We start from the raw sequence: 23,569 nt of genomic DNA on the forward strand, positions 1-23,569 counted from the left end.
AGGGATCTTCCCACGGTGGGGGGATACGTGCGGCATGGTCGGCGTGTTCAGCCGCCGCCGGTACGGGAGAGCACCCGGCTCAGCCGCGCACCAACTCCCCGGTCCCGATCTGAGCCAGCAGCGGCGGCTCGGTCTCGCCCTCGTAGGCCAAGTGCAGTTCATGGCGGGCACGGGTGGCGAGCACGTAGTAGGTCATCCGCAGGGCCGCCGAGGTGGGATCGACAGCCGCATCGGTGTGCGTGTCGGGGACGACGACCGTGTCGAATCCGAGCCCCTTCGCGCTGGCGCGGTGGACCAGGACGATTCCGGGGCGGGCGAGGTCCAGGGTGCGGTAGCGGCCCCCGACCGCCTGGGAGGTGTACAGCTGCGGCTTGAGCCGTGGTGCTCTCCGCTCCAGACTGCCGAGGATCGAGAACTGCGTGTGCTTGGAGTTCACGATCACACCGATGGTGTGGTCGGGATGCCGCTGGGTCAGCGTGACCAGCAGGTCGGCGGCGCCCCGGTCGGGCAGGCGGTGCACGCGCGGCGGAGGGCCGTCGCGTTCGGGCGGCACGGGCAGGCCGGCCCCGGTGTGGAAGCGGGCGGCGAAGGCGGCGATCTGTCGGGTGTTGCGGTGGTTGCCGTCGAGTTCCAAAGGTGTGCAGTTGCCGAGGCGCTGGGCGATCTCCGCCAGGGTGGAGTTCGTGTCGGTCAGACGCTGGCACTCGTCGGCGAACACCGTGATCCGAGCCCCGAGGAGCCTGCACAGCCGGTAGAACTCGGGCGGTAGGTCCTGTCCCTCGTCGACGACCAGGGTCAGAGCGGGGTCGGGTTCGGTCTCGGCGGCCCGCTCGTAGAAGGCAGGCCAGTCGTACCAGCCGTCCTCGGCGCGTGGAGCCTTCGGGCCGTACCATTCGGCGAGCCATGAGTGCGCCGTGGCCACGCGAACGCCTCGGTCCCTCGGCCCCAGTGCGTGGACGGTGGACGCCAGGGACTGGTGCAGCAGATGGGACCGGGTGAGCAGGAAGACCGGGGTGCCGGTGAGTGCGAGCATGACGGCGCGCTGGGCTGCCAGCAGGCTCTTGCCGCTGCCGGGCGGCCCGCTGATCAGGTGGTTGCCGTCGAACGGGAGACTGTCGAGCGCGTCCCGCTGGTCCGAACTGAGGTCGAGGTAGGTGAGCGTCATGGGGTGGGCTGCTCCAGGGCTGCGGCCGCCGCCGCCCGGGCGGCGGTGACAATGGGCTCGAAGTAGCCGGGCACCTGCTCCCCGCCCACGACGAGTGCACGGTCGAGCAGCGTGTTGCCGGACTCGCAGCTCGTCTCCGGCAGCAGGGCACACGCGTGGCAGGCGGCCCGGTTGAGGTTGCCGAAGCCCTGCCCGGAATGCTCGGCGCACAGCGGGTCGGCGGAGCACCAGGCGGCCGCTTCGGTCATGCGCAGCAGCGTCTCCGCCAGCCGCGCCGGTTCGCCCTGGCGCACGAGTCCGCCGAGCGTGCCCTCCGCGTCGCCGGCGGCGGTGTAGACGAGGATGCCGTACTGGTCCTGTTCGGGGCGGGCGTAGATCCGTTCGCGCAGGCTCGCCGTCGTGTAGCCGGACTCGAAGGAGAGCTGGCGGATGAGGAGATGCGCGAGCGTGTGCAGCAGGACGAACCTCGGGGAGAGCTCCGCTCCGGTGAGGGCCTGAAGCCGGTCCTTCTGAAAGGCGCGGTCGAGGTCGGCGCCCATTCCGGTGACGCGCCGAATCACCCGGTCGTCGGCTTCCCAGCTCCTCAGCGCGTCCTTGTCGAGGGTGAGGAAGATCCCTTCGCCGAAGACCTCCACGGCAGGAAGCCACTTCAGGCGCCTTGTGGTGTCGGCGGGTACGACCGTCGCGTCCGGTGAGACCCGTGTGAAGCCGGACAGGGCACGCACCTCGCGCAGCCGGTCGGCGAGCAGGATCCGTCCGATACCGCGCCGCAGACCCTCCCAGGGCTCCGTGGTCTCCTGGGCCAGGCCGAGCGTGGTCTCGCGCAACGCGAAGTCCCGTGTGGCGGGCGGGACGGGTGCCATGAAGGCCTCCCACTCCTCGCGGCTGAGGTCGGGGCGCGCAGGTGCGACCACCGATCCCTGAGCCGGCGCCACGGGCTGTCCGGTCTCCTCGGCCAGGAGCAGATCCAACAGGGCGTCGTCCGCTCCGGTGTCATCCTTGATCATTCCGCGGAAGACCTCCGCGCGCGGGGTGGCGGCGACCTTGCACAGGGAAACCCACAGGTCGTGCTCGCGCACCCGGCTCGCGGCCTTCTCGTCGGGGCATATCGGAGTTTCCGTCTCGGGTATGTCGAGGGCGGAGTGCACGACCGGGTAGTACAGATTGCCCGCGGTGCGCTGCACGATCTGCACGGGTTTGACGCACTCCACCGCTTCGTTCGCCCGCTGCCACGGGTTGCGTCCCGAGCAGCGCATGCCGTGGGTGCCGAGGATGTCGAGCAGGTCGCGGGATGCTCCGCAGCCCTTCGCCGTACAGACGACGGACAGGGCCTCGAGGCCGGAGGCCCGCTCGGAGACCAGGAACCGCAACTTCTGGCGCTCTGTGCACTCCCTGCGCTCGGCTGCCTCACGTCGTGAGTGGGCCCAGAACCACCAGTCGATGTCGCCGAGGTGGCCGGCGGAGCAGATCTGCACGAACCTCATGGGCGCCAGGGTGGGCCCGGTCGAGCAGGACGGGCAGCGCGGCGGCTGTCCCTGCTTCTCGTCCGCTGTGCGCCAACGCTTCATGCGTCGGCATGCCCCGCAGAACAGCCAGGCGGGGAAACGGATGTAGGGAGCGCCGGGGGCGTCCGGGACGTCGTACCGGTCGTTGGCGGTGGGCGGGGCGGCATAGAAGCCGCTGACCCCGAGGCGGGTGGCGAGCCGGGGCGACTCCACCCGCTGCTTGGCGCGCTGTGGCCAGTCACCGATGCCGGTGGCCACGAACGACTCGCCCTGGATGTCGAAGACGGCTCCGACCCCGAACGGCAGGACGGTCTGCGACTGACGTACCCGTAGTGTGCGGCTCACAGATCCGCTCCCTTCACCATGACCTGGCATTCACGGTCGACATTGCGCATGGAGTTGGGTGTCTCCCACAGGCCGTAGCGCTGCTCGAAGCTCTTGATGAGGTTGGACTGGCCCTTGCCCTGGTTGCGGTAGTACAGCTCCCGGCCGTCCTTGCGCGCCTCGCGGGCGGCTTCCTCCCAGTCGGCGAGGAGTTCACCGAGTTCCTTGCGCACGGCGTCGGCCGAGGCGGACTCGCCGGCGGTCACCACCCGCGCCGACAACTCTTCCGCCAGCGCCTCCGCCTCGGCCATCCGGTCGAGGATCCGGCCTGCCTGGTTCTCCGCGGCCAGGCCGAGGCGATGCCGTACGAGGATGACGAGCGCTGCGTGCAGTGCTCGGCGGCGCGAGGGTACGGACCAGGGTGTGACGCTGGTCGGTTCGACATGCCGGTACAGCGACCGGTGATAGACGTCGAACGTCTCGTAGTGCGAACGGTCGCGGGGGCGGGTGGCGTTGAAGAACGTGACGACGAGGCCGGGCACGGTGTGCCGGCCCACCCGGCTGGTGGCCTGGATGTACTCGGCCGTCGTCTTGGGCTGGCCCTGCATGAGCATGAGTGCGAGCCGCTTCACGTCGACGCCCACGGACAGCATGTTCGTGCAGGGCAGGAAAGACACCGACTGCTCGTCCTTCCAGCCCTTTTCGAGCCGGTCGAGCAGGACGGGTTGCTCCGCCCGTGGCAGGTTGCTGGTCAGCTCCTGAACCTGATGGTCACTCAACTCCCGTATGCCCGCGCCGGACCCCGAGTCCAGGCCCTTGAGCTGGGCCGGGATGTCGTCGGCCGCGGCTGTGACGGTACGTCCCAGTTCGCGCAGGCTGTGGTGGTAGGCGACCAGGGTCCAGTAGTCGTCGCGATGTTCCAGGGGCAGTTCCCAGGCGCCCTGGAGCATGGCCGCGGCGGTGGCCACGGAGGCGCGGCCCGCGGTGTGGCCCTGGGCCATCACGCCGAGGTAGAGCCGACCGGGCCTCGACCTGTCGGGTTCGGCGAAGTACGAGTGCCGGGCGTCGAGTCCGGCAGGCGGGAAGAGCTGCACTTCGCTGCCGTACAGCGCGCGGATCTGTTCACCGGAGCGGCGGATGGTCGCCGTGGACGCCACCACCTTCGGCCCGACGCCCTCGGGCGTGGTGCACAGGCCGAGCACGGCCGACTCGTACAGACCGACAGTGCTACCGAGGGGGCCGGTGAGCAGGTGCAGCTCGTCCTGGATGACGAGCGACGGCGGCAGGTTCCCGGTCCCGGCGCCGAAGAGCCGCCCGGCGCGCGGCTCCCAGGCCAGCCGGGCGAACTTGTCCACGGTGCCGAGGACGAACGTGGGCGGCCGGTCGTAGAGCTGCTCGTCCACGACGCCGACGGGCAACTCGTCGTGGAAGGCGCAGTCGTCGCGCGGGCAGTGGAAGGCGAAGGAGTCGGCGGTCGCACGCACGCCGTAGTCGCCGATGTCCGGCGACTTGTGGGAGGGAACGATGCGCGTGCCGCACCAGGGACACCGGTCCAGGATGAACACGTCGTCCGGCTTGGCGGCCCCTCGTACCTCCTCGAACTTGGTACGGGCCGTGTCGTAGGAGTTCGGAGACGTGGCCTCGCCCACCCAGAGGCCGATGGAGAACGGTTCCTCTCCGTACGCCTCCGGGGCGGCGCGGCGCAGGGTCTCCAGGGCACAGACAGTGGTGGCCGCGCGCTGGAACTGCTGCGTCGTCAGCAGACTGAGGGTGTAGCGACTGAGGACGGCGGTCCCGCCTCCGTCGGGTGCGGCGCGGCGCAGGACCATGACGAAGGCGGCCAGCAGCAGGTACGCCTCGGTCTTTCCACCGCCGGTGGGGAACCAGATGAGGTCGGTGACGTCTCGGTCCGGGTGTCCCGGGTCGGCGACGCCGTCCACGGCGAGCAGGAAGAACGCCAGCTGGAACGGACGCCAGGTCGCGTCCGGGTTCGGCGTCGGGTCGAGCAGTACGGGGGCACGGCGTGCGCGCCGCTCGCCGGCCTGGTCGCGAGCGGAGTGCCGCATCTGCAACGCCATGGCACGGTTCGCGGCCCGGAAGGCGCGCAGGAGTTCGGGGCGGCGCGGGTCGCAGAGCGTGCGCACACCGGACTCGATGCGGGTGACCGCGGCGTCGATGCGGTCGAGGATCCGGTCGGCGGCCTCGCGCCCCCACTCGGGGATGTCGGTGTTGAGCTGTCCCACGTACCAGGCCCGGTAGTGGGCCGCGAACTCGTGCAGTTCCTCGCGGAGTTGGTCCACGGAGACGATGGAGTCCGCGAGGTGCAGTACGTTGAGGACGGGCGAGTCGGTGAGCCCGGCGGCCCGGGTGCCGCTGACCTCGGCCTGCGGCATGACGGCGGCCTTGACGGCGGTCACCCGCCCGGAGTCCTCGTCGCGCTGCTCCTCGACGGCGCACCCGTGCCCGACGGCATGTGTCTGGACGTGCCGGTACTGCAGCCGCAGTTCCTGTTCCTCGGGGTCGCGGCTGGCCAGGCGGACGCTCGGGTACGGCAGCACGGTCCCGTCCACGGGCCGTGCCTCCAGGCCCACCTGGAACAGCATGCGGTCCCACTGCGCCGCCTTGCCGAGCGCCTGCTCGTGGTGCGCGGCGTTGACCAGGGCCACGGTGACCAGGTGCCCACTCCCGAACGTTCGGCGACGCACGCGGATTTCAGCCCTGCCGTCGAGTACGCGCACGCGGTCACGGTCGGGCCCGAGCGTGTGCGTTTCCAAGAGGAGCGGAACCCGCTGCCAGCGCCGGCCCCGTTCGCCGGTCGCCGCCCTGGTCTCGTAACGGGCACCGGAACAGCTGACGGTGACCGTGGTCGTGTCGGTGTAGAAGCTCAGCCCGAGGGAGGACGGCAGCCAGGAGTTGGCCTCGGGAACGGGGTCCGTGGACGGCGCCGTGTCGTCGGCCCGCGCTTCCGTGCCCGGTCCGTCCGGCTCCTCCGCCGCGAGGTCCAACTGCCTTTGCAGATCGGCTTCCTGCGGATAGAGGGTGCCCATGAGGTACTGCCGGTCGGGCGGGGCGTCGAGAGTCTCGTGCTCCCCGGCCGCCGGGCCGACGAGTTGGCGGTGCAGATAGTCGACGAGCTCTTGCCGGGCGTCCATGGTGCTCCTGGGAACTGATCGAGAGGTACGAAAGGCAGAAGGGGCGAGGCACGCCCTCAGGACCGGCGCCGGCGATCCCGCAGGGATGCCCGGCCCTCTGCCGGTGCCGGCAGGGCGGCGAGCTGCGCCTGCAACTCGGCGATGCGGGCCCAGGCGTCGTGTTCGACCTGCGCGAGGCGTGCGGCGGCAAGCTGCTGTCCCTGCACGGCCCGGGCTTCCGCCTGGTCGGCGGCCGTAGCCAGGGCTTCGGCCCGCTGCTCCGCCGCCTCGGCCCGTTGCTGGGCCTGCTCCACGTCGGCGGCGGCACGCAGCCCGGCCTCGTACATGGCTCGGTCCCGGGCGATGAGCCGGGTCTCGGCCTGTCGCAACCGGGCCTCGAGGTGCGCGACGCGTGCCTCGGCCTCGTCGCGGTACTGACGCAGGCGCTGCTCCGCCTGCTCGGCCTGCGCCCGGAACGCGGAGACTCGCTCGGCCGCTTCCGTCGGGGCCGCGGTCTCGGCCTGCCGCAGGCGGATCTCGAGGTCCACGATGCGTTCCTGTGCGCGACGCATGACTGCCGTGTTCGCCTCGCGGTGCTCCTCCTTGAGCCGCGCGATGCGCTCGTCGGCCCGACGCCGCAGGTGCTGCTCCTGCCGTGCCAGCGCCTTGTCCGCACGGTTCAGCAGGATCTCTTCCCAGCCGTCGAGCTGTTGTCCGGCCTGCGCCAGGGCAGCCGCGACACGCGCGTCGGCCGCCTGCCGCGCCTCGGCGAGCCGACGTTCGTGGGTCTCGGCCAGGCGCGCGACTTCTGTCTCGTGGCGGGCGCGGGCCTCGGCGAGCAGTTGGTCGACGTCCAGTGGTGGCTGGGCGGGAAGCGCCTGATCGGCATGGTCGTCGGCAGAGTGCGTGGGCTGCGGGACGGTCTCCCGCGCGGATTCCGCCGATCCCTCCACGGTTTCAGCCGGAGCGTCCTCCGAAGTACCCGCGTCCCCTGTCTCCGGATTGGCGTCGCTCCGTGTCACATGCGCCGTCACGAATTCGTCCAGTGCGCCACGGATGGCAACACGCGACTCGTTTTCCACCAGGGGCTTCGCGGCCAGGTACGCACGGGGTGTCATCCCGCCCAACGCCTTGGACGTCCACTCGAAGAAGGGCTCGGGCCGGAGCCCGAGCTCCTTGAGCGCGTCGAAGACACTCTCCAGTACCTCCAGGGCCCTGACCACGTGACGGTTGAGCATGCCCCGCTCCCGTCCGGCCCTGACCACGGCATCCGCGGCGGGCGCGCCGAGCAGCACGGCAAGTTGCAGGTGTCCGACGGCGAGCAGCGCGTACTCGGCGAGCCAGGCCACTCCCCCGCCGAAGGGCGGCGGGGCCAGCTCTCGTGCCTTGTCCCAGTCGGCGGTGTAGTGCGGCCGCGCCGGCATGTCATCGGTCTCCGCGGCACTCGCAATTGTCCGGCTCTGATCCGGCTCGGTCGCCTCTGCGGCGGGCCCGCCGGTAGCGGTCGCCGGCTCATCGCACGACAGCGGGGCGGATGCACGCTCCGGCTCGACCAACTCCTGATCGGTCGACGTCGGCTCGACCGGCACCTCTTCGGCCGGCTCCGGCTCGACCGACACCCCTTTGACCGGCTCCGGCTCGGCCAACGCCTCTTCGGCAGGCTCCGGCTGGGCCGGCGCCTCCTCCTCGCCTGCCACCGGCGCTGCCTCCGGGAGCGCCTGCGGTGCGGCCAGAAACTCCTTGAGAGCGTCACGCATCGCCAGCCGGGGCTCGCCGTGCACCAACGGCTTGCGTGCGAGGTAGGCCCGCGGCGTCACGCCGCACAGCGCCTCGGAAGGCCGGTCGAGGAAGTCCTCGGGCCGCAAGCCGAACTTCGCAGCGCCGTCGCAGACACGGCGCAGCACCTCGAGTGCCGACAGCACGGTGTGGTCGGCCGGCTCGCGCTCGCGCGCGATCCTGAGCACCGCGTCGGCCGCGGGTTGTCCGAGGATCTCGGCGAGCCCCGGGCCTCCAAGGGCGGCGAGCGCGTAGTTCGCGAGCCACGCCTGTCCGGACGGCTCCTCGGCCAACCGGCGGGCCCTGTCCCAGTCCGGTGCGTCCACGGACGCCGCTATGCCTGCCGTCGTCCCGTCATCCGAATTCACCGGGGCCTCCGTTGGGGGTCGGCCGCTGGGCGGTGTGACCACAGACAAAGCCGGCGCGTTCCCGGCACGGACGCGACGAGCCGGACGGGCGGTACGGGCGGTACGGGCGGTACGGGCGGTACGCCTACCGGAACCACTCCTCGCGTTCCCGGACTCCTCTTGCCCCGACGAGGCACCAACACCGAGAAGGCGCGCACGGCGCAGGCGCTCCCGCAGCTCGGGCAGCAGCTTGATCTCCAGCTGCCTGATGCGCTCCCTCGTCACGCCGAACTCGCTGCCCAGTTGATCCAGCGTCGACGGCGCCTCGTCGTCGAGTCCCAGACGCCGTACGAGAATGCGGTGGTCGCGGCCCGAGAAGGTGTCCACCACGGCCATGGCGTCTTCCAGGAACAACGCGTTGTGCACCCGCTCCTCGAAGGACGGCACGGAACGGGTACGTGCTACAAAGTCCCCTAGAGTCGCACCATCCCCGATCACCCGGTCCAGGGAGTCGGTCCGTTGACTCAGCCGCCGCGCCTCTTCGACCTTGCTCAGACTCACGTCGCACAGGACGGCGACGTCCGCCGCGGTAGCCGGTCGCCCCTGCGCCGCAAGGGACCGTTCGGCGTTGGCCACCTTGCGGATCTGCTCGTGCATGTGGACGGGGACACGGATGATGGCCCCTTCGTCCGCGATACCCCGGGTGATCGACTGCCGCACCCACCAGGTCGCGTACGTCGAGAACTTGAACCCCTTGGCCGGGTCGAACTTGCGCGCTGCCCGCATCAGCCCCAGCGCTCCGTGCTGGAACAGGTCGTCGTAGTCGAGCCCCTGCTCCAGGTACCGGGGAACGATGCTGTGCACGAGTCTCTGGTTGTGCACGACCAGGCAGTCCCGCGCGCGAATCCTGATGTCGTCCGACGGCAGGGCGCCGAGCGTCTCCTGGTCGGGCTCCTCGTCCGTGCCGCCTCTCACGAGCACGGCGAGCCCTACCTCCTCCTGCGCGGTGAGCAGGCGATTCTCCGGCCGACGCCGGATGCGGTCCTCGCGCATGACGGCCCGGGCCGCGGCCACTGCGGCGGCCAGGTCCGCGTCGGTCCGCACGACCGTTTCGGACGGCTCGGGCAGGAAGTCCTCCGCCGGTTCGCCCGTCTGCTCCGGTGCGCTTCGCTCCCCCACGACCGAAGGCTCCTCGGAGGCCGACTTCTCTCCAACGGCCGCAGCATCACCGGCCGTCTCGGGCCTCTGGCGCGCTTCTTCGGGCGTGGCCCCGGCCGTCGTGTCCGCCGACGGCTTCTCGGGCCGCACCCGGGCAGTCTCTCGCAGGGCCGCCGCCTCACGTGAGTTCAGCCCCGCGAGCCGTGCGACTCCATCCAGGGCCCGTGACGTCACGTATCCCTCGGCGTCGGCATACCGCTCGAGCAGCCGCATCACTCGATCGAGGCGAGGGAACACAATTTCCACACGCTTCCGTGCAACCTTTTCCACATCTGGAATGTCGATGCCTGTATGCACCACGTTCCTCTGGACAGGCACCTTCAGCCTGAGCAGTTCGCGCCGCAGACGCTCCCGCTCGCCCTCACCGAGTCCCAGCCTGCGCGTCTGCGCCAGGAACACCGCCTCCGGCACGACTCCTCCGACAGCGGCCCGGCGGAGATGAGCCATCAGCTCCGCCAGGGCGGCTCGGGTGACGGAAGCCCCCTGCTCCCCGGCTTCCTGATGCCCCGCCATACCACCCACCCCCAACACGGTTACACGCCAGACAGTAGAGGCGTTGCGTTAACACTGTCAACGTAACTTCCCCCTAGGAATGTTGAAGCTCCTCGTGTACGGTGACGGCGTCCGCACTCTCCGCTTCGGAACCAGGCGGTGGGACGGCGGCCACAGGGGCAAGTCCCTTGACGGGACAGGGAAGTAGAGGGCAGGGGAGAAGCCGTGGGCCACGAGCTGATCGATAGCAGGTTCCGCGTCGGGCAGGTCATCGGCAAAGGCAACATGGGGGAGGTTCACCGGGCGGAGGATCTCCAGGCCACGGAGGGCAGTGCCGAACGCCGTGTCGCCGTGAAGACGATCCTGCGCCGTCGCACGGGCGGCCTGATCGACACCGGAACGGACAACAAGGCCGTGGACAGGTTCGCCCGTGAGGTGCGCATCATGCGCCGTCTCGAGCACCAGAACCTCACACGGCTGATCGCCGGCGGAATCAGCGCGGACTCCGGACTGCCGTACCTGGCCATGGAGTTCCTGGACGGCGAGACACTGCGCGATCTCATCGAAGAAGAGGGCCAGCTGCCCATCTCCTGGGTGGCCGCGATCGGCGCCCAGATAGCCGACGGCCTCTCCGCCGCCCACGCGGCCGACGTTGTGCACCGCGATCTGAAGCCCGCGAACGTGATGCTGACCCGCGGCGGAACCGTCAAGGTCCTCGACTTCGGCATGGGCCGCATCGTCGACGACCCGGACGAGGCACGGCTGACCAGCACCGGTGTCAGCGTCGGCACCGCCCGCTACATGGCGCCCGAGCAGTTCGAGGCCCGTCAGGTGACCCAGGCCGCCGACCTGTACGCGCTCGGCTGTGTGCTGTACGAAATGCTCGTCGGCGTACCGCCCTTCGTCAGCGAGTCGCCGTTCGAACTCGCCCGCAAGCACCTGGAGGCCGAGCCGACTCCCCTCGGCGTCATCCGCGGCGAGATTCCCGCCGAGCTGCTCCGTCTCGTCGGCCGGCTGCTCGCCAAGGACCCCGCCGACCGTCCGGCGAGCGCGGCCGACGTCCACGATGCCCTGTGCCCGCTTGCCGTGCGAGCCGGAGACACGCCGCAGCTCCCCCACTGGAGCGCTCTCGACCCGACCCGACCCCTGGCCGCGACCGCCGCCCGCACGGCCGCTTCCCCGTCCACGCCCGCCCCGCGTCCGGCGCCCGTCACCGCCTCCGGCACGGCCATGGACGTCTTCGGCGTGCACCGCGCCCTCATCAAGGACTACCGCGACTTCACCGAGGGCGGCACCGTCATACGCGACGACCGCATCAACGCGTTCGTGGAGAAGGACCTCGACAACAAGTCGCAGTGGCCCGATCCATGGCTGTCGCTCAACCCGTTCTTCCAGAGCGGCGGCACGGTCGCGGAACTCGTCGGGGAGAAGGTCCTCCACCCGGAGTGCGCCCGCATCTTCCAGGCCGGCAAGACGGAGGGCGGCACCGCCCCGGACGGGCGGCCGCTCACCCTGCACCGGCATCAGCGCGAGGCCATCGACGCCGCCGCGCAGGGTGCCTCGTACGTGCTGACAACCGGCACCGGTTCCGGTAAGTCGCTGTCGTACATCGTTCCAATCGTGAACCGCGTCCTTCATGAGCGGGACTCCGAGGGTCCGAAATCAGCCAAGCGGGTGCGCGCTGTAATCGTCTACCCGATGAACGCGCTGGCGAACAGTCAGCTCAAGGAACTCGAGAAATATCTTCGTGACGGCTACGGCGCGGGCCGCGAGCCGGTCACGTTCGCCCGTTACACGGGCCAGGAGGACGACGAGAAACGCAAGGAGATCCGCGACAACCCGCCGGACATCCTGCTCACCAACTACGTGATGCTGGAGCTGATGCTGACCCGGCCCGCCGACCGGGCCAGCCTCATCAAGATGGCCAAGGGCCTGGAGTTCCTGGTCTTCGACGAACTGCACACCTACCGAGGCCGGCAGGGCGCCGACGTCGCCCTGCTCATCCGGCGGGTACGCGAGGCCTGCCAGGCGCCCGACGTGCAGTGCATCGGCACCTCGGCCACCATGTCGACCGAAGGCACCGTCGAGGACCAGAAGAAGGTGGTCGCCGACGTGGCGAGCAGACTGTTCGGCACGACGGTCAGGCCGGGACACGTCATCGGCGAGACGCTCGTACGCGCCACCGAGGAAGCCCCCGACACCGTCCCCGCCGATCGCCTCACCTCACCGGCCGCGCCGCGCGCGTACGCCGATCTGGTGCGCGACCCGCTGGCCCGCTGGATCGAGACGCGCTTCGGCCTGGCCACGGACGAGGCGACGGGCCGGCTGGTGCGCCGCAGGCCCACGAAGATCGAGGTCGCGGCAGACGAACTGGCGGAGCGGTCGGGGGTGTCCAAGGACGACTGCGCCACGGCCATCGAGGCGACCCTGGAAGCCGGCTCGCAGGCCCGGCACCCGGTCACCGACCGTCCCCTGTTCGCTTTCCGGCTGCACCAGTTCCTGTCCAAGGGCGACACCGTCTACGTCACCCTGGAGGACAAGCTCTCCCGCCACCTGACCCGCTCCTACCAGCTGGAGCAGCCGGGCAGCGGCGGCAAGTTGCTGATGCCGTTGGCGTTCTGCCGGGAGTGCGGCCAGGAGTACCTGACCGTCTGGCGCACCGAGAAGGACGGCGAGGTCCGCTACGAGGCCCGCCGCGACACCTCCGCGACGGGCGGCCGCCAGGGCGACGGCTACCTCTTCATCGACCGGGAGCGCGCCTGGCCGTCCAGTGTCCAGTACGCCGTCGACGACCGCCGGCTGCCCGAGTCCTGGCTGGAACTGGACGACAGGGGCCAGGAGGTGGTCAGGAAGACGTTCCGCGACCGGGTGCCGCGCGCGGTCACCGTGGACCCGCTCGGCTACGAGGGCCGGGGCGAGTTGCAGGCCGCGTTCATCCCGTCGCCGTTCCTGTTCTGCCTGCACTGCGGTGTGGCCTACGAGCAGACGCGCGGCCGGGACTTCGCGAAGCTGGCCACGCTGGACCAGGAGGGCCGGTCCTCCGCGACCTCCCTCATCTCGGCGTCCGTGGTGCGGTCCTTGAAGTCGGTGCCGGAGGAGGCGCTGGACAAGGAGGCCCGTAAGCTCCTGACCTTCGTCGACAACCGCCAGGACGCCTCCCTGCAGGCCGGTCACTTCAACGACTTCGTGCAGATCACCCAGTTGCGCGGGGCCCTGTACCGGGCTGCCCTGGACGCGGGCGAGGACGGCCTCACCCATGAGGAGCTGGCCTCGGCGGTGACGAACGCGCTCGGGATCGGCCCCGTCGACTACGCCGGAGAGGCCGACCAGCCCCCGTCACTCGCCCGCGCCGCGGCCAAGACCCTGCGCGACGTGGTCGCCTTCCGGCTCTACCTCGATCTGGAGCGCGGCTGGCGCATCACCATGCCCAACCTGGAGCAGACGGGTCTGCTGGAGATCGACTACGCGGACCTGCACTGGGTCGCGGAGAAGCAGGACCGCTGGGCACACACCCATGCGGCGCTGCGGGACGCCGACCCGGCACTGCGGGCCGAGATCATGAAGGTGCTGCTCAACGACATGCGCCGTTCGCTCGCCATCGACGTGTCGTACTTCCGCGACGACTTCGACGCGTTGCAGCGGGCGAGCGAGGAGCGTCTGGTGGACCCGTGGGTGCTGTCGGCCTCCGACCGGCCGCGCGTGGGCACCGCCTACCCGCATCCGTCGGGCCGGGGACTGGACCGCTCCGGCCTGTTCCTCTCGGCGCGCGGCAAGTTCGGCAAGTACCTCAAGCGCGCCGACGCCACGTTCAAGAACCTCCCCCCCGACGATCTGCAGCTCGTCATCGCGGAACTGCTGAAGGTGCTTGCCGCCAACGGCATGGTCAAGGAGGTGTCGGAGGCGCCGCAGCAGGCGGGCCGGTACCGCCGGCCGACGACGGCGGCCAGGACCGGCTACCGGGTGGCGGCCCAGTCGCTGATCTGGCGTGCCGGCAAGGGTGAGACGGGCACGCACGACCCGCTGACCCGCACCTACCCCAGCGGGGACGGCCCTCGCGTGAACACGTTCTTCCGGGACCTGTACCAGGAGGCGGCGAGCGCGCTGTCCGGGCTGTTCGCCCGCGAGCACACCGCCCAGGTCGCTCCGGAGGAGCGGGAGCGGCGCGAGGAGGCGTTCCGCAAGGCGGAGTTGAAGCTGCTGTACTGCTCCCCCACGATGGAGCTGGGCGTGGACATCTCCTCCCTCAACGCGGTGATGATGCGCAACGTGCCGCCCACGCCCGCCAATTACGCGCAGCGCTCGGGCCGCGCCGGCCGCAGCGGCCAGCCCGCGCTGGTGACGACGTACTGCGCGACGGGCAACAGCCACGACCAGTACTACTTCCGGCGCTCGGAGCGGATGGTCGCGGGCGCCGTGGCTCCGCCGCGCCTGGACCTGGCCAACGAGGACCTGGTCCTCTCGCACCTGCAGGGCATATGGATCGCCGAGGCCGGCCTGAAGCTGGGCCGCGCGATACCCGACGTCCTGGACGTGTCGTACCCGGACACCGGTGACCGCCCAGATCCCGCCCTGGAACTGCTGCCCGACATCCTCGACGCCTCCCTGGACGAGACCGCACAGCACCGCACGGTGGACGCGGCTCTCAGGGTCCTCGGCCCGCTGCTGCCGGACTTCGCCGACACGACGTGGTGGCACGACGACTGGATCCAGGACAGGGTGCGCACGGTGCCGGAGCGCTTCGACCGGGCCTTCGACCGCTGGCGGCAACTGTTCCGCGCCGCGCTCGACGACCAGTACATCCAGAACAAGCGCCGCCTGGACTACAGCCTCACCGAGAGCGACCGCAACCGGGCCAACGCCCGCCGCCGCGAGGCGGAGACGCAGCTGAACCTGCTGATGAACGAGAGCGTCGACAGCAAGTCGGTCCTCTCCGACTTCAACCCCTACCGCTACCTGGCCTCCGAGGGCTTCCTGCCCGGCTACAGCTTCCCGCGTCTGCCGCTTGCGGCCTACATCCCGACGATCGGCCGCCGCCGGGGCGACGGCGACTACCTCCAGCGCCCCCGCTTCCTCGCCATTCGCGAGTTCGGCCCCGGCGCGCTCATCTACCACGAGGGCGCCCGCTACCAGGTGACCCGCATCCAGCTGCCGCCGGACTCCTCCGGCGACCTGGCGACCAGCGAGGCCCGCCGCTGCACGCACTGTGGCTACCACCACGACCCGGCCGAGCGCCAGGACCGCTGCCACATGTGCGACGAACCGCTGGGCGCGGCAACCCACGGTCTGCTCCAGCTGCACACCGTGTACACCACGCGCCGGGAGCGGATCTCCTCCGACGAGGAGGAGCGCCGCCGGGCCGGGTTCCGGCTGGAGATGTCGTACCGCTTCCAGGACCACGGCGCCCGCAAGGGCCGCCTCAACGCGTCCGTGACGGACGCTTCCGGCGCACCGCTCGCCGACCTGGCGTACGGCGACTCGGCGACGGTCCGCATCACCAACCTCGGTCGGGTGCGGGCCAAGAAGGAAGAGCCCGCGGGCTACTGGCTCGACCTCGCCGACGGCCGCTGGATGAACGACAAGGACGCCGCGGAGGCGTCCGGCGACTCCAGCGAGCTGCCGGTGGTCGACGAGGACGGCAAGGAGCGGCGCCGCAAGAAGCGGGTCATCCCCTACGTGGAGGACCGCCGCAACATCCTCGTCGTCACCCTCGACGAGGCCCTGCCCGAGCCCGAGGCGCTGTCCCTCATGTACGCGCTGGAGCGGGGCATCGAGGCCGCGTTCGAGCTGGAGGACGCCGAGCTGTCCAGTGAACTGCTGCCGCCGGACGGCGGACCGCGGAACCGGTTCCTGTTCATGGAGGCCGCCGAGGGCGGCGCGGGCGTGCTGCGCCGCCTGCAGGCCGAGCCGGACGCCCTGGCCAAGGCCGCCCAATACGCCCTGTCCATCTGCCACTTCGACGAGAACGGCACCGACCTCGGCGGCCCGCACCCGGACCGCCCGTGCGCCCTCGGCTGCTACGAGTGCCTGCTGACGTACGGCAACCAGCTCGACCACGCGCTGATCAACCGGCACGCGGCAAGCCGCCTCCTGGTCCGGTTCGCCTCGGGGACGGCGGAGCGCGAGTCGCGGGGTGAGTCGCGGTCGGAGCAGTACCGGCGGCTGCTGGAGAAGGTTCCGGCGGCCCCGACGGCGGTCGAAGTGTCGGCCGCGGCCGAACTGGCCGCACGCGGCGACTTTCTGGGCTGGGCGAAGGCACGGGGGCTGAACCTGCCGGACGAGGCGGACCCGTTCCTCACCGAGGCGAACGCGCGGCCCGACTTCGTCTACCGGCTGCCCGGCGGCAACGTGGCCGTCTTCGTGGACACCCCCGAGAAGGAACAGGACACCTTCCGGGACGAGGACGCCGAGGACCGTCTCTTCAACGCCAGCTGGGACGTCGTCCGTTTCCCGCACGACGGCGACTGGGACGCGATTGCCGCCGCCCACGCGCGGTACTTCGGTAGTTCTGCCGCCAACTGAGCCTACGCACCCCCTTTTTCTTCACTCTCTCTTCCTTCTTCACTTTCTTCGAGGATCTGAAGACACACATGGCACTCACGTACTCAGCGGGTTCCCTGGTTAAGGCCCGCGGCCGCGAATGGGTGGTACTCCCCGAGAGCGAGCCCGACCTGCTCGTCCTGCGCCCGCTGGGCGGCTCGGACGACGACATCGCCGGCGTGTTCCCGGCGTTCGAAGCGGTCGAGGAGGCCCGGTTCGCCGCCCCGGAGGCGAGCGACCTCGGCGACCAGCGGGCGGCCGGCCTGCTGCGTACGGCCCTGCGGGTCGGCTTCCGCTCGGGCGCCGGTCCGTTCCGCTCGCTGGCCGGCATCGCGGTGGAGCCGCGCGCGTACCAGCTCGTCCCGCTGTTGATGGCGCTGCGCCAGAAGACGGTCCGCATGCTGATCTCCGACGACGTCGGCATCGGCAAGACCGTCGAGGCGGGACTGATCGCGAGCGAACTGCTCGCACAGGGCGAGGCGTCGGGCCTGGCCGTGCTGTGCTCCCCCGCGCTGGCGGAACAGTGGCAGCATGAGCTGCGCGGCAAGTTCGGCATCGACGCGGAGCTGGTACTGGCGTCGACGGTCACCCGCCTGGAACGCGGCCTGGACCTCGGCCAGTCCCTCTTCGACCGCTACCCGAACGTCGTCGTCTCCACGGACTTCATCAAGTCCACCCGGCACCGGGACGACTTCGTACGGCACTGCCCCGACCTGGTGATCGTCGACGAGGCCCACACGTGCGTGGCCGCCGAAGATGCCAAGGCCGGCACGCAGAACCAGCTGCGCTACGAGCTGCTGCGCCGGGTGGCCGAGGACGCGGAGCGGCACCTGCTGCTGGTGACGGCGACCCCGCACAGCGGCAAGGAGTCCGCGTTCCGGAACCTGCTGGGCCTGGTGAAGCCCGAACTGGCACACGTGGACCTGGAGTCGGAGAGGGGCAGGAAGCTGCTGGCCCAGTACTTCGTGGCCCGCAAGCGTGCGGACGTACGCCGGTACCTCACCAAGGAGGACGGCCTGGCCGATGACTCGCTCGCCGAGCGCACCGCGTTCCCCTCGGACCGCTACTTCAAGGACGAGACGTACAAGCTGTCCCCGGAGTACCGGGCCCTGCTGGACGACGCGATCGCCTACGCGAGTGAGCGGGTGGAGGAGGCGGACAACCGGGGTCGGCGCGAGGTTCGTATCGCCTGGTGGTCGGCGATCGCGCTGCTGCGCTCGCTGGTGTCATCGCCGCGTGCGGCGGCGCAGACCCTGCGGACGCGGTCGGCCGCGGCGATCGCGTCGTCGGCGGAGGAGGCCGACAAGCTGGGCGCCCCGCTCAACAGCGATGCCGCCGACAGCGACTCGATGGAGGGCATGGACGTGGCGCCGGGTGCGGAGATCGAGCCCGACGATCCGCGCTCGCGCCTCGCCGAACTCGCCGACCGCGCGGAGGAGCTGGAGGGCCCGGCGCAGGACCTCAAGCTGAAGGCCCTGATCAAGCACCTCAAGGCGCTGCTCGCCGACGGCTACAACCCGATCGTCTTCTGCCGCTACATCCCCACGGCCAAGTACCTGGCCGAGCAGCTCTCCAACGACCCCGAGACGAAGAAGCGCGGTCCGCTGGGGGCGAAGACGGTCGTCAAGGCGGTGACGGGTGAGCTGTCCCCGCAGCAGCGCATCGACAACATCGAGGCGCTGGCGGCGGAGGCCGGCGAGGACGCAGCCGCGCGCCGCGTGCTGATCGCCACGGACTGCCTGTCGGAGGGCGTGAACCTCCAGCACTACTTCGACGCGGTGATCCACTACGACCTGGCGTGGAACCCCACGCGCCACGACCAGCGCGAGGGCCGCGTCGACCGCTACGGCCAGCGCCGCGACGAGGTCCGTGTCATCACCCTCTACGGCGACGACAACGGCATCGACGGCAAGGTCCTCGAAGTCCTCATCAAGAAGCACCGCCAGATCAAGAAGGACCTGGGCATCTCGGTGTCGGTCCCGGACGAGCTGTCCACGGGTGTCACGGACGCGATCGTGGAGTGGCTGCTGATGCGCGGCCGCGAGAACGAGGACGCCTTGTTCAGCGCGGACGCGTTCAAGGTGAGCACGGCCAAGCTGGACAGCGACTGGAACTCGGCGGCGGAGCGAGAGAAGCGGTCCCAGTCCCGGTTCGCACAACGCGCGATCCACCCGGAGGAGGTGGCGCGCGAGGTCGCTGCGATCCGGGATGCGCTGGGCGGCACGGGCGAGGTGGAGACGTTCGTACGGGAGTCGCTGGGCGCGCTGGGTGCGGTGCTGCGGGAAGTGGGTCTGTCGGAGGACTTCACGGCGCAGGTGGGTGGCACACCGGCGGGCCTGCGGGACGCGCTGGCCACGGCTGTGGGCGCGGAGGTGATCGAGCGGGACCGCCCGATCCCGTTCCGAAGCGATCCGGCGGTGGCACGGGGTGAGGCGGCGCTGGTGCGTACGGACCCGGTGGTGGGCGCGCTGGCGTCACATGTGTTGAACGCAGCCCTGGACACCCAGGCGGACGGCGCCCGCCCGGCCCGCCGCTGCGGTGTGGTGACGACGGACGCGGTGACGACGCGTACGACGCTCCTGCTGGTCCGTTACCGCTTCCATCTGACGCTGCCGTCGCGGAGCGGTGAGAAGCAACTGGTCGCGGAGGACGCGCGGCTGCTGGCCTTCGAGGGTTCCCCGAAGAACGCGGTGTGGCTGTCGCAGGAGCGCGCGGCGGCGCTGCTGGACGTGACGGCGTCCGCGAACACGGATCCGCATTTCGGCGAGCGCATGATGCAGCGGGTCCTCGACCAACTCCCCGATGTGTACGGCCACCTGGAGTCGTACGGCGAGGAACTGGCCGCCGAGCTGGACTCATCGCACCGCCGGGTGCGCCAGGCCTCTGGCGAGATCGTCCGCGGCCTGTCGGTGACGGCCCAGAAGCCGACCGACGTCCTGGGCGCGTACCTCTACCTGCCCGCGAACCCCTCCGCTTCCTCCCCCGCCCCTGCTGCCGTCTCTGGAGCGTCCGCCTGATGTCCGCCACGACTCGCAACCAGGTGTTCACCGCCGCCCACACGGTCGGAGGTCTGCTGCCGGCCGACATGCTGCTGCGCATCTCCGAGGGCAAGGACGTTCCGGGTTCGAAGCCGGCCGACTACGGCCTGCCGTCGTCCCGTTCGGTACGGGACGAGGCGGAACGCAGCTGGGAGTACCTGAAGCCACTCTGGCGCGAGCTGCGCAAGCACCTGCCCGAGGACGGGGAGACGGGCCTGCCCGCGACCGACCCGACGGGCCGCGCGGGTGCCGACTGGCTGGCACCGCTATGGCGAGAGCTGGGCTTCGGCCGCCTGACGCCGATCGGTACAGAGGGGGTCACGGCCGACTCGGATACGGAGAAGCGGTTCGAGGTCTCGCACCGCTGGCAGCACGCTTTGATCCACCAGGTGCCGTGGAACGCCAACCTGGACAAGCGTCCGGGCGGCGCGGGGACGGTGCCGCCGCAGTCGATGCTCCAGGAGTGCCTGAACCGGACCGAGGCCCACCTGTGGGGCGTCCTGACGAACGGCCGCCAGGTGCGGTTGCTGCGGGACTCCAGCGCGCTGGCCACGGCGTCGTACGTCGAGTTCGACCTGGAGGCGATCTTCGACGGCGAGCTGTTCAGCGAGTTCGTGCTGCTGTACCGGCTGCTGCATGTTTCGCGGTTCGAGGTGGCGGAGGATGCGGCGCCGTCCGCGTGCTGGCTGGAGAAGTGGCGTACGGAGGCGATCGCGTCGGGGACGCGGGCGCTGGACCAGCTGAGGAAGGGTGTGCAGCGGGCGATCACGACGCTGGGTACGGGGTTCCTGAAGCACCCGGAAAACCGGGAGTTGAGGGAAAGCCTGGAGGTCAAGACCTTCCACTACGCGCTTCTGCGTCTTGTCTATCGCCTGCTGTTCCTCTTCGTAGCGGAGGACCGAGAGGTCCTGCTGTCCCCGTCGGCGGATGAGACCTCGAAGGAGCGGTACGCGACGTACTTCTCCTCGGCCCGTCTGCGCCGGCACGCCCTGCGACGCCGGGGTACGGCGCACGGTGACTTGTACCAGGCGCTGCGCTTCGTCTTGGCCGGCTTGGGCAATGACGGCGGTGTGCCTGAGCTGGGTCTGCCGGGCCTGGGCGGCATCTTCGACGACTTTGAGGCGGACAAGATCCTGCACGGCCTTTCGCTCTCGAACGAGCCTCTGCTGGACGCTGTACGGGCGCTGTCGGTCGTGCGGGACACGAACAGCAAGCGGAACCGGGTGGTGGACTACCGGCACCTGGACGCGGAGGAGCTGGGCTCGATCTACGAGTCCCTGCTGGAGCTGGTCCCCAAGCACAACGCGACCGAGCGAACCTTCGAGCTGGTTGAACTGGCGGGCAATGCGAGGAAGACGACGGGCTCGTACTACACCCCGTCCTCGCTGATCGAGTGCCTGCTGGACTCGGCGCTGGATCCGGTGATCGACGATGCGGTGAAGCGGGGCGAGATCCGGGCGACGCGTTCCGGCCAGCCGGACCCCCGTGAGGCCATCGAGCAGGAACTGTTGTCGCTGACGGTGTGCGACCCTGCTTGCGGCTCGGGCCACTTCCTAGTGGCCGCGGCGCGGCGGATCGCCAAGCGGGTCGCTGCGGTGCGGGAGCAGAACCCCGAGCCGACGATCGACGCGGTGCGGCATGCGCTGCACGAAGTGGTCGCGCGATGCATCTACGGCGTGGACCTCAACCCGATGGCGGTCGAGCTGGCCAAAGTGTCACTGTGGCTGGAGGCCCTCGAACCAGGCAAGCCGCTGGGCTTTCTGGACGCCCACATCAAGCATGGCAACGCCCTGATCGGGGCTACGCCGGCGCTGCTGGCCAAGGGCATCCCTGACGACGCCTTCAAGCCAATCGAGGGGGACGACAAGAAGATCGCTTCCGCTGTGAGGAAGCGGAACGCTGCGGAGCGCGGCGGGCAGCTGAGCTTCCACACCGAGGAGCGCATCTGGGTGTCGAACGCCGCCTTCGCCGAGAGCCTGCGGGAGATCACGGGGGGCCGCGCCGACACCCTCCCGGATGTCCGCTTGCAGTCCAGCCGCTTTCGCGAACTGGAGCAGTCGGCTGACTACCTTCGCGCGATGCACATCGCCGATGCGTGGTGCGCGGCTTTCGTCTGGCCGAAGTGGCATGGGGCGCCTACGCCGGTGACGGAGGGGGTGTTCCGAGACCTTCAGAGCCCGGGGGCCGGGGTTCCCGTCACCACGAATGAGGAGATCATCCGGCTGGCCAAGCGGTACAGGTTCTTCCACTGGCACCTGGAGTTCCCCGAAGTCTTCGGGGTCCCTGAGACGGCGCAGGCTGAGGTGAGCCCCTCCGTGGGGTGGTCCGGCGGATTCTCCTGTGTGCTGGGGAACCCTCCGTGGGAGCGCATCAAGCTCCAGGAGCAGGAGTTCTTCGCGCAGCGAGACCCCACTATCGCCAATGCTCCAAACGCCGCTGCCCGCAAGAGGCTCATTGCCGCCTTGCCGACGACGAGCCCCGAACTCTTCGCTGATTTCACCTCGGCTAAGCGCCGCTCGGAAGGCGAGAGCCAGTTCCTCCGCTCCTCGCTGCGCTATCCGCTCACGGGAACAGGCGACATCAACACGTATGCACTGTTCGCGGAAACCGCCCGTGACGTGATTGCCCCCACGGGTCGTTCTGGTCTCGTTCTCCCCATTGGCATCGGTACGGACGCGACAACCGCACCCTTCTTCTCGAACCTGGTCAGGCGGGAACGACTTATCTCCTACCTTGGGTTCGAGAACGAGGCCTATCTACTCAGCCGGGATGTCGATCACCGTGTCAACTTCTGCTTGCTGGCCGTCGCCGGCCGAGCAGAGCGGGCCTCCCAGGCATTCTTCTCGTCAAAGGTTCGATACATGGACGAGTTGCCGAGCCGGAGATTCGCGATGAGCCCAAAGGACATCCTTCTCGTCAATCCGAACACCGGCTCAAGTCCCACCTTCCGCACCCCTCGCGACGCCGAGATCACACTTGACATATACCGTCGCGTACCTGTCCTCATCAAAGAAGGTAGCCCGAATGGCAACCCATGGGGACTGTCATTCATGCGAATGTTCGACATGTCGAACGACTCGTCCCTCTTCCGGACTGGAGACCAGCTTGAAGCCGACGGCTGGTCTCTAAACGGCAACATCTTCAACCGCGACGATGACAGCATGCTCCCGCTCTATGAAGCAAAGATGGTGCACCAATTCGATCACCGGCTTGGCACATATGAAGGCCAGACCGCAGCTCAGGCCAATATGGGCACACTACCCCGGTTGACTCCTCACCAGCAGGGCGACCCCACGGTCACCGCCCTGCCCCGCTACTGGGTGCCAGCCTCCGAGGTTCACGCTAAGCGCGCCGCGAAATCTTGGGACCGCGAGTGGCTTCTTGGCTGGCGCGATATCTGCAGGGCAACGGATGCGCGCACCGTCATCAGCACAGTCATTCCGGCTACCGCAGTAGGCGACAAGTTTCTCCTCGCACTACCACGCGACCACGGTGAACTTCTCCAGGCGAACCTATCGAGCCTTGTTTTCGACTATGTCGCTCGACAAAAGATCGGCGGGACAAGCCTCAAGTACTTCACGATGAACCAGCTTCCCTCCATTCCCCCAGGTGAGCTCATCCGACACCAAGGGTTCATCACTGGTCGAGTCATCGAACTTACCTACACTTCGCACGACATGACCCCCTTCGCCAGGAACCTCGGCGATAGTGGTCAGCCCTTCCGCTGGGACGAAATTCGCCGGGAAATCATCCGAGCCGAGCTGGACGCGCTCTTCTTCCACCTCTATGCGATCTCCCGTGACGACGCCGACTACATCCTCGACACCTTCCCCATCCTCCGCCGCAAGGACGAGGCCAAGTACGACACCTACCGCACAAAGAACCTGATCCTCGCCGAGTACGACCGCATGGCCGCAGCCGGCGTCAGCCTCGAAAACCCCTTGGTGGACGGCGAGAACTACACCTCCACCCTCACCCCGCCCCCGGGCCACGGCCCCCGCCACCCCGCCTGACAGCTCGCCCCAGAGACAGGAGC

Annotated in this window: 7 protein-coding genes; 3 read left to right on the forward strand and 4 right to left on the reverse strand. The window is 69.6% G+C overall.

Features of this window, described 5'->3' with window-relative positions:
• Positions 1-79 precede the first annotated feature (79 nt).
• From AC07CM_RS39445 to AC07CM_RS39460, 4 genes are read right to left on the reverse strand one after another with little or no spacing between them, the layout of a single operon-like run.
• Positions 80-1,165, reverse strand: a complete 1,086-nt coding sequence (locus AC07CM_RS39445) for a DEAD/DEAH box helicase (RefSeq protein WP_478881348.1) — start codon at positions 1,163-1,165, stop codon at positions 80-82.
• Positions 1,162-3,015: a DrmB family protein gene (gene drmB / locus AC07CM_RS39450; RefSeq protein ID WP_478881349.1), complete on the reverse strand. Its 1,854-nt coding sequence runs from the start codon at positions 3,013-3,015 to the stop codon at positions 1,162-1,164. The genes AC07CM_RS39445 and drmB overlap by 4 nt, the downstream gene beginning before the upstream one ends.
• The gene (locus tag AC07CM_RS39455) at positions 3,012-6,146 is read right to left on the reverse strand and encodes a helicase-related protein (RefSeq protein WP_478881350.1); all 3,135 of its coding nucleotides are present in this window, start codon (positions 6,144-6,146) and stop codon (positions 3,012-3,014) included. The genes drmB and AC07CM_RS39455 overlap by 4 nt, the downstream gene beginning before the upstream one ends.
• Before the next feature lie 56 nt (positions 6,147-6,202).
• The gene (locus AC07CM_RS39460) at positions 6,203-9,427 is read right to left on the reverse strand and encodes a sigma-70 family RNA polymerase sigma factor (protein WP_478881351.1); all 3,225 of its coding nucleotides are present in this window, start codon (positions 9,425-9,427) and stop codon (positions 6,203-6,205) included.
• A gap of 756 nt (positions 9,428-10,183) precedes the next feature.
• Here AC07CM_RS39460 and AC07CM_RS39465 point away from each other — a divergent pair.
• The 3 genes from AC07CM_RS39465 to AC07CM_RS39475 all read left to right on the forward strand — a co-directional run bounded on the left by AC07CM_RS39465 (position 10,184) and on the right by AC07CM_RS39475 (position 23,546).
• Positions 10,184-16,477: a protein kinase domain-containing protein gene (locus tag AC07CM_RS39465; RefSeq protein WP_478881352.1), complete on the forward strand. Its 6,294-nt coding sequence runs from the start codon at positions 10,184-10,186 to the stop codon at positions 16,475-16,477.
• Between the two features lie 68 nt (positions 16,478-16,545).
• Positions 16,546-19,512, forward strand: coding sequence for a helicase-related protein (locus AC07CM_RS39470; protein ID WP_478881353.1), 2,967 nt, complete (start codon positions 16,546-16,548; stop codon positions 19,510-19,512).
• Positions 19,512-23,546: an Eco57I restriction-modification methylase domain-containing protein gene (locus AC07CM_RS39475; protein ID WP_478881354.1), complete on the forward strand. Its 4,035-nt coding sequence runs from the start codon at positions 19,512-19,514 to the stop codon at positions 23,544-23,546. Before AC07CM_RS39470 ends, AC07CM_RS39475 begins: the two co-directional genes overlap by 1 nt.
• The last annotated feature ends 23 nt before the right edge of the window (positions 23,547-23,569 follow it).

This window comes from Streptomyces sp. NPDC044061 (genome assembly GCF_056434305.1).

Coding starts and splice junctions, on each gene's coding strand:
- AC07CM_RS39445 (WP_478881348.1), bottom strand. CDS start 1,165: ATGACGCTCACCTACCTCGACCTCAGTTCGGACCAGCGGGACGCGCTC.
- AC07CM_RS39455 (WP_478881350.1), bottom strand. CDS start 6,146: ATGGACGCCCGGCAAGAGCTCGTCGACTATCTGCACCGCCAACTCGTC.
- AC07CM_RS39470 (WP_478881353.1), top strand. CDS start 16,546: ATGGCACTCACGTACTCAGCGGGTTCCCTGGTTAAGGCCCGCGGCCGC.
- AC07CM_RS39475 (WP_478881354.1), top strand. CDS start 19,512: ATGTCCGCCACGACTCGCAACCAGGTGTTCACCGCCGCCCACACGGTC.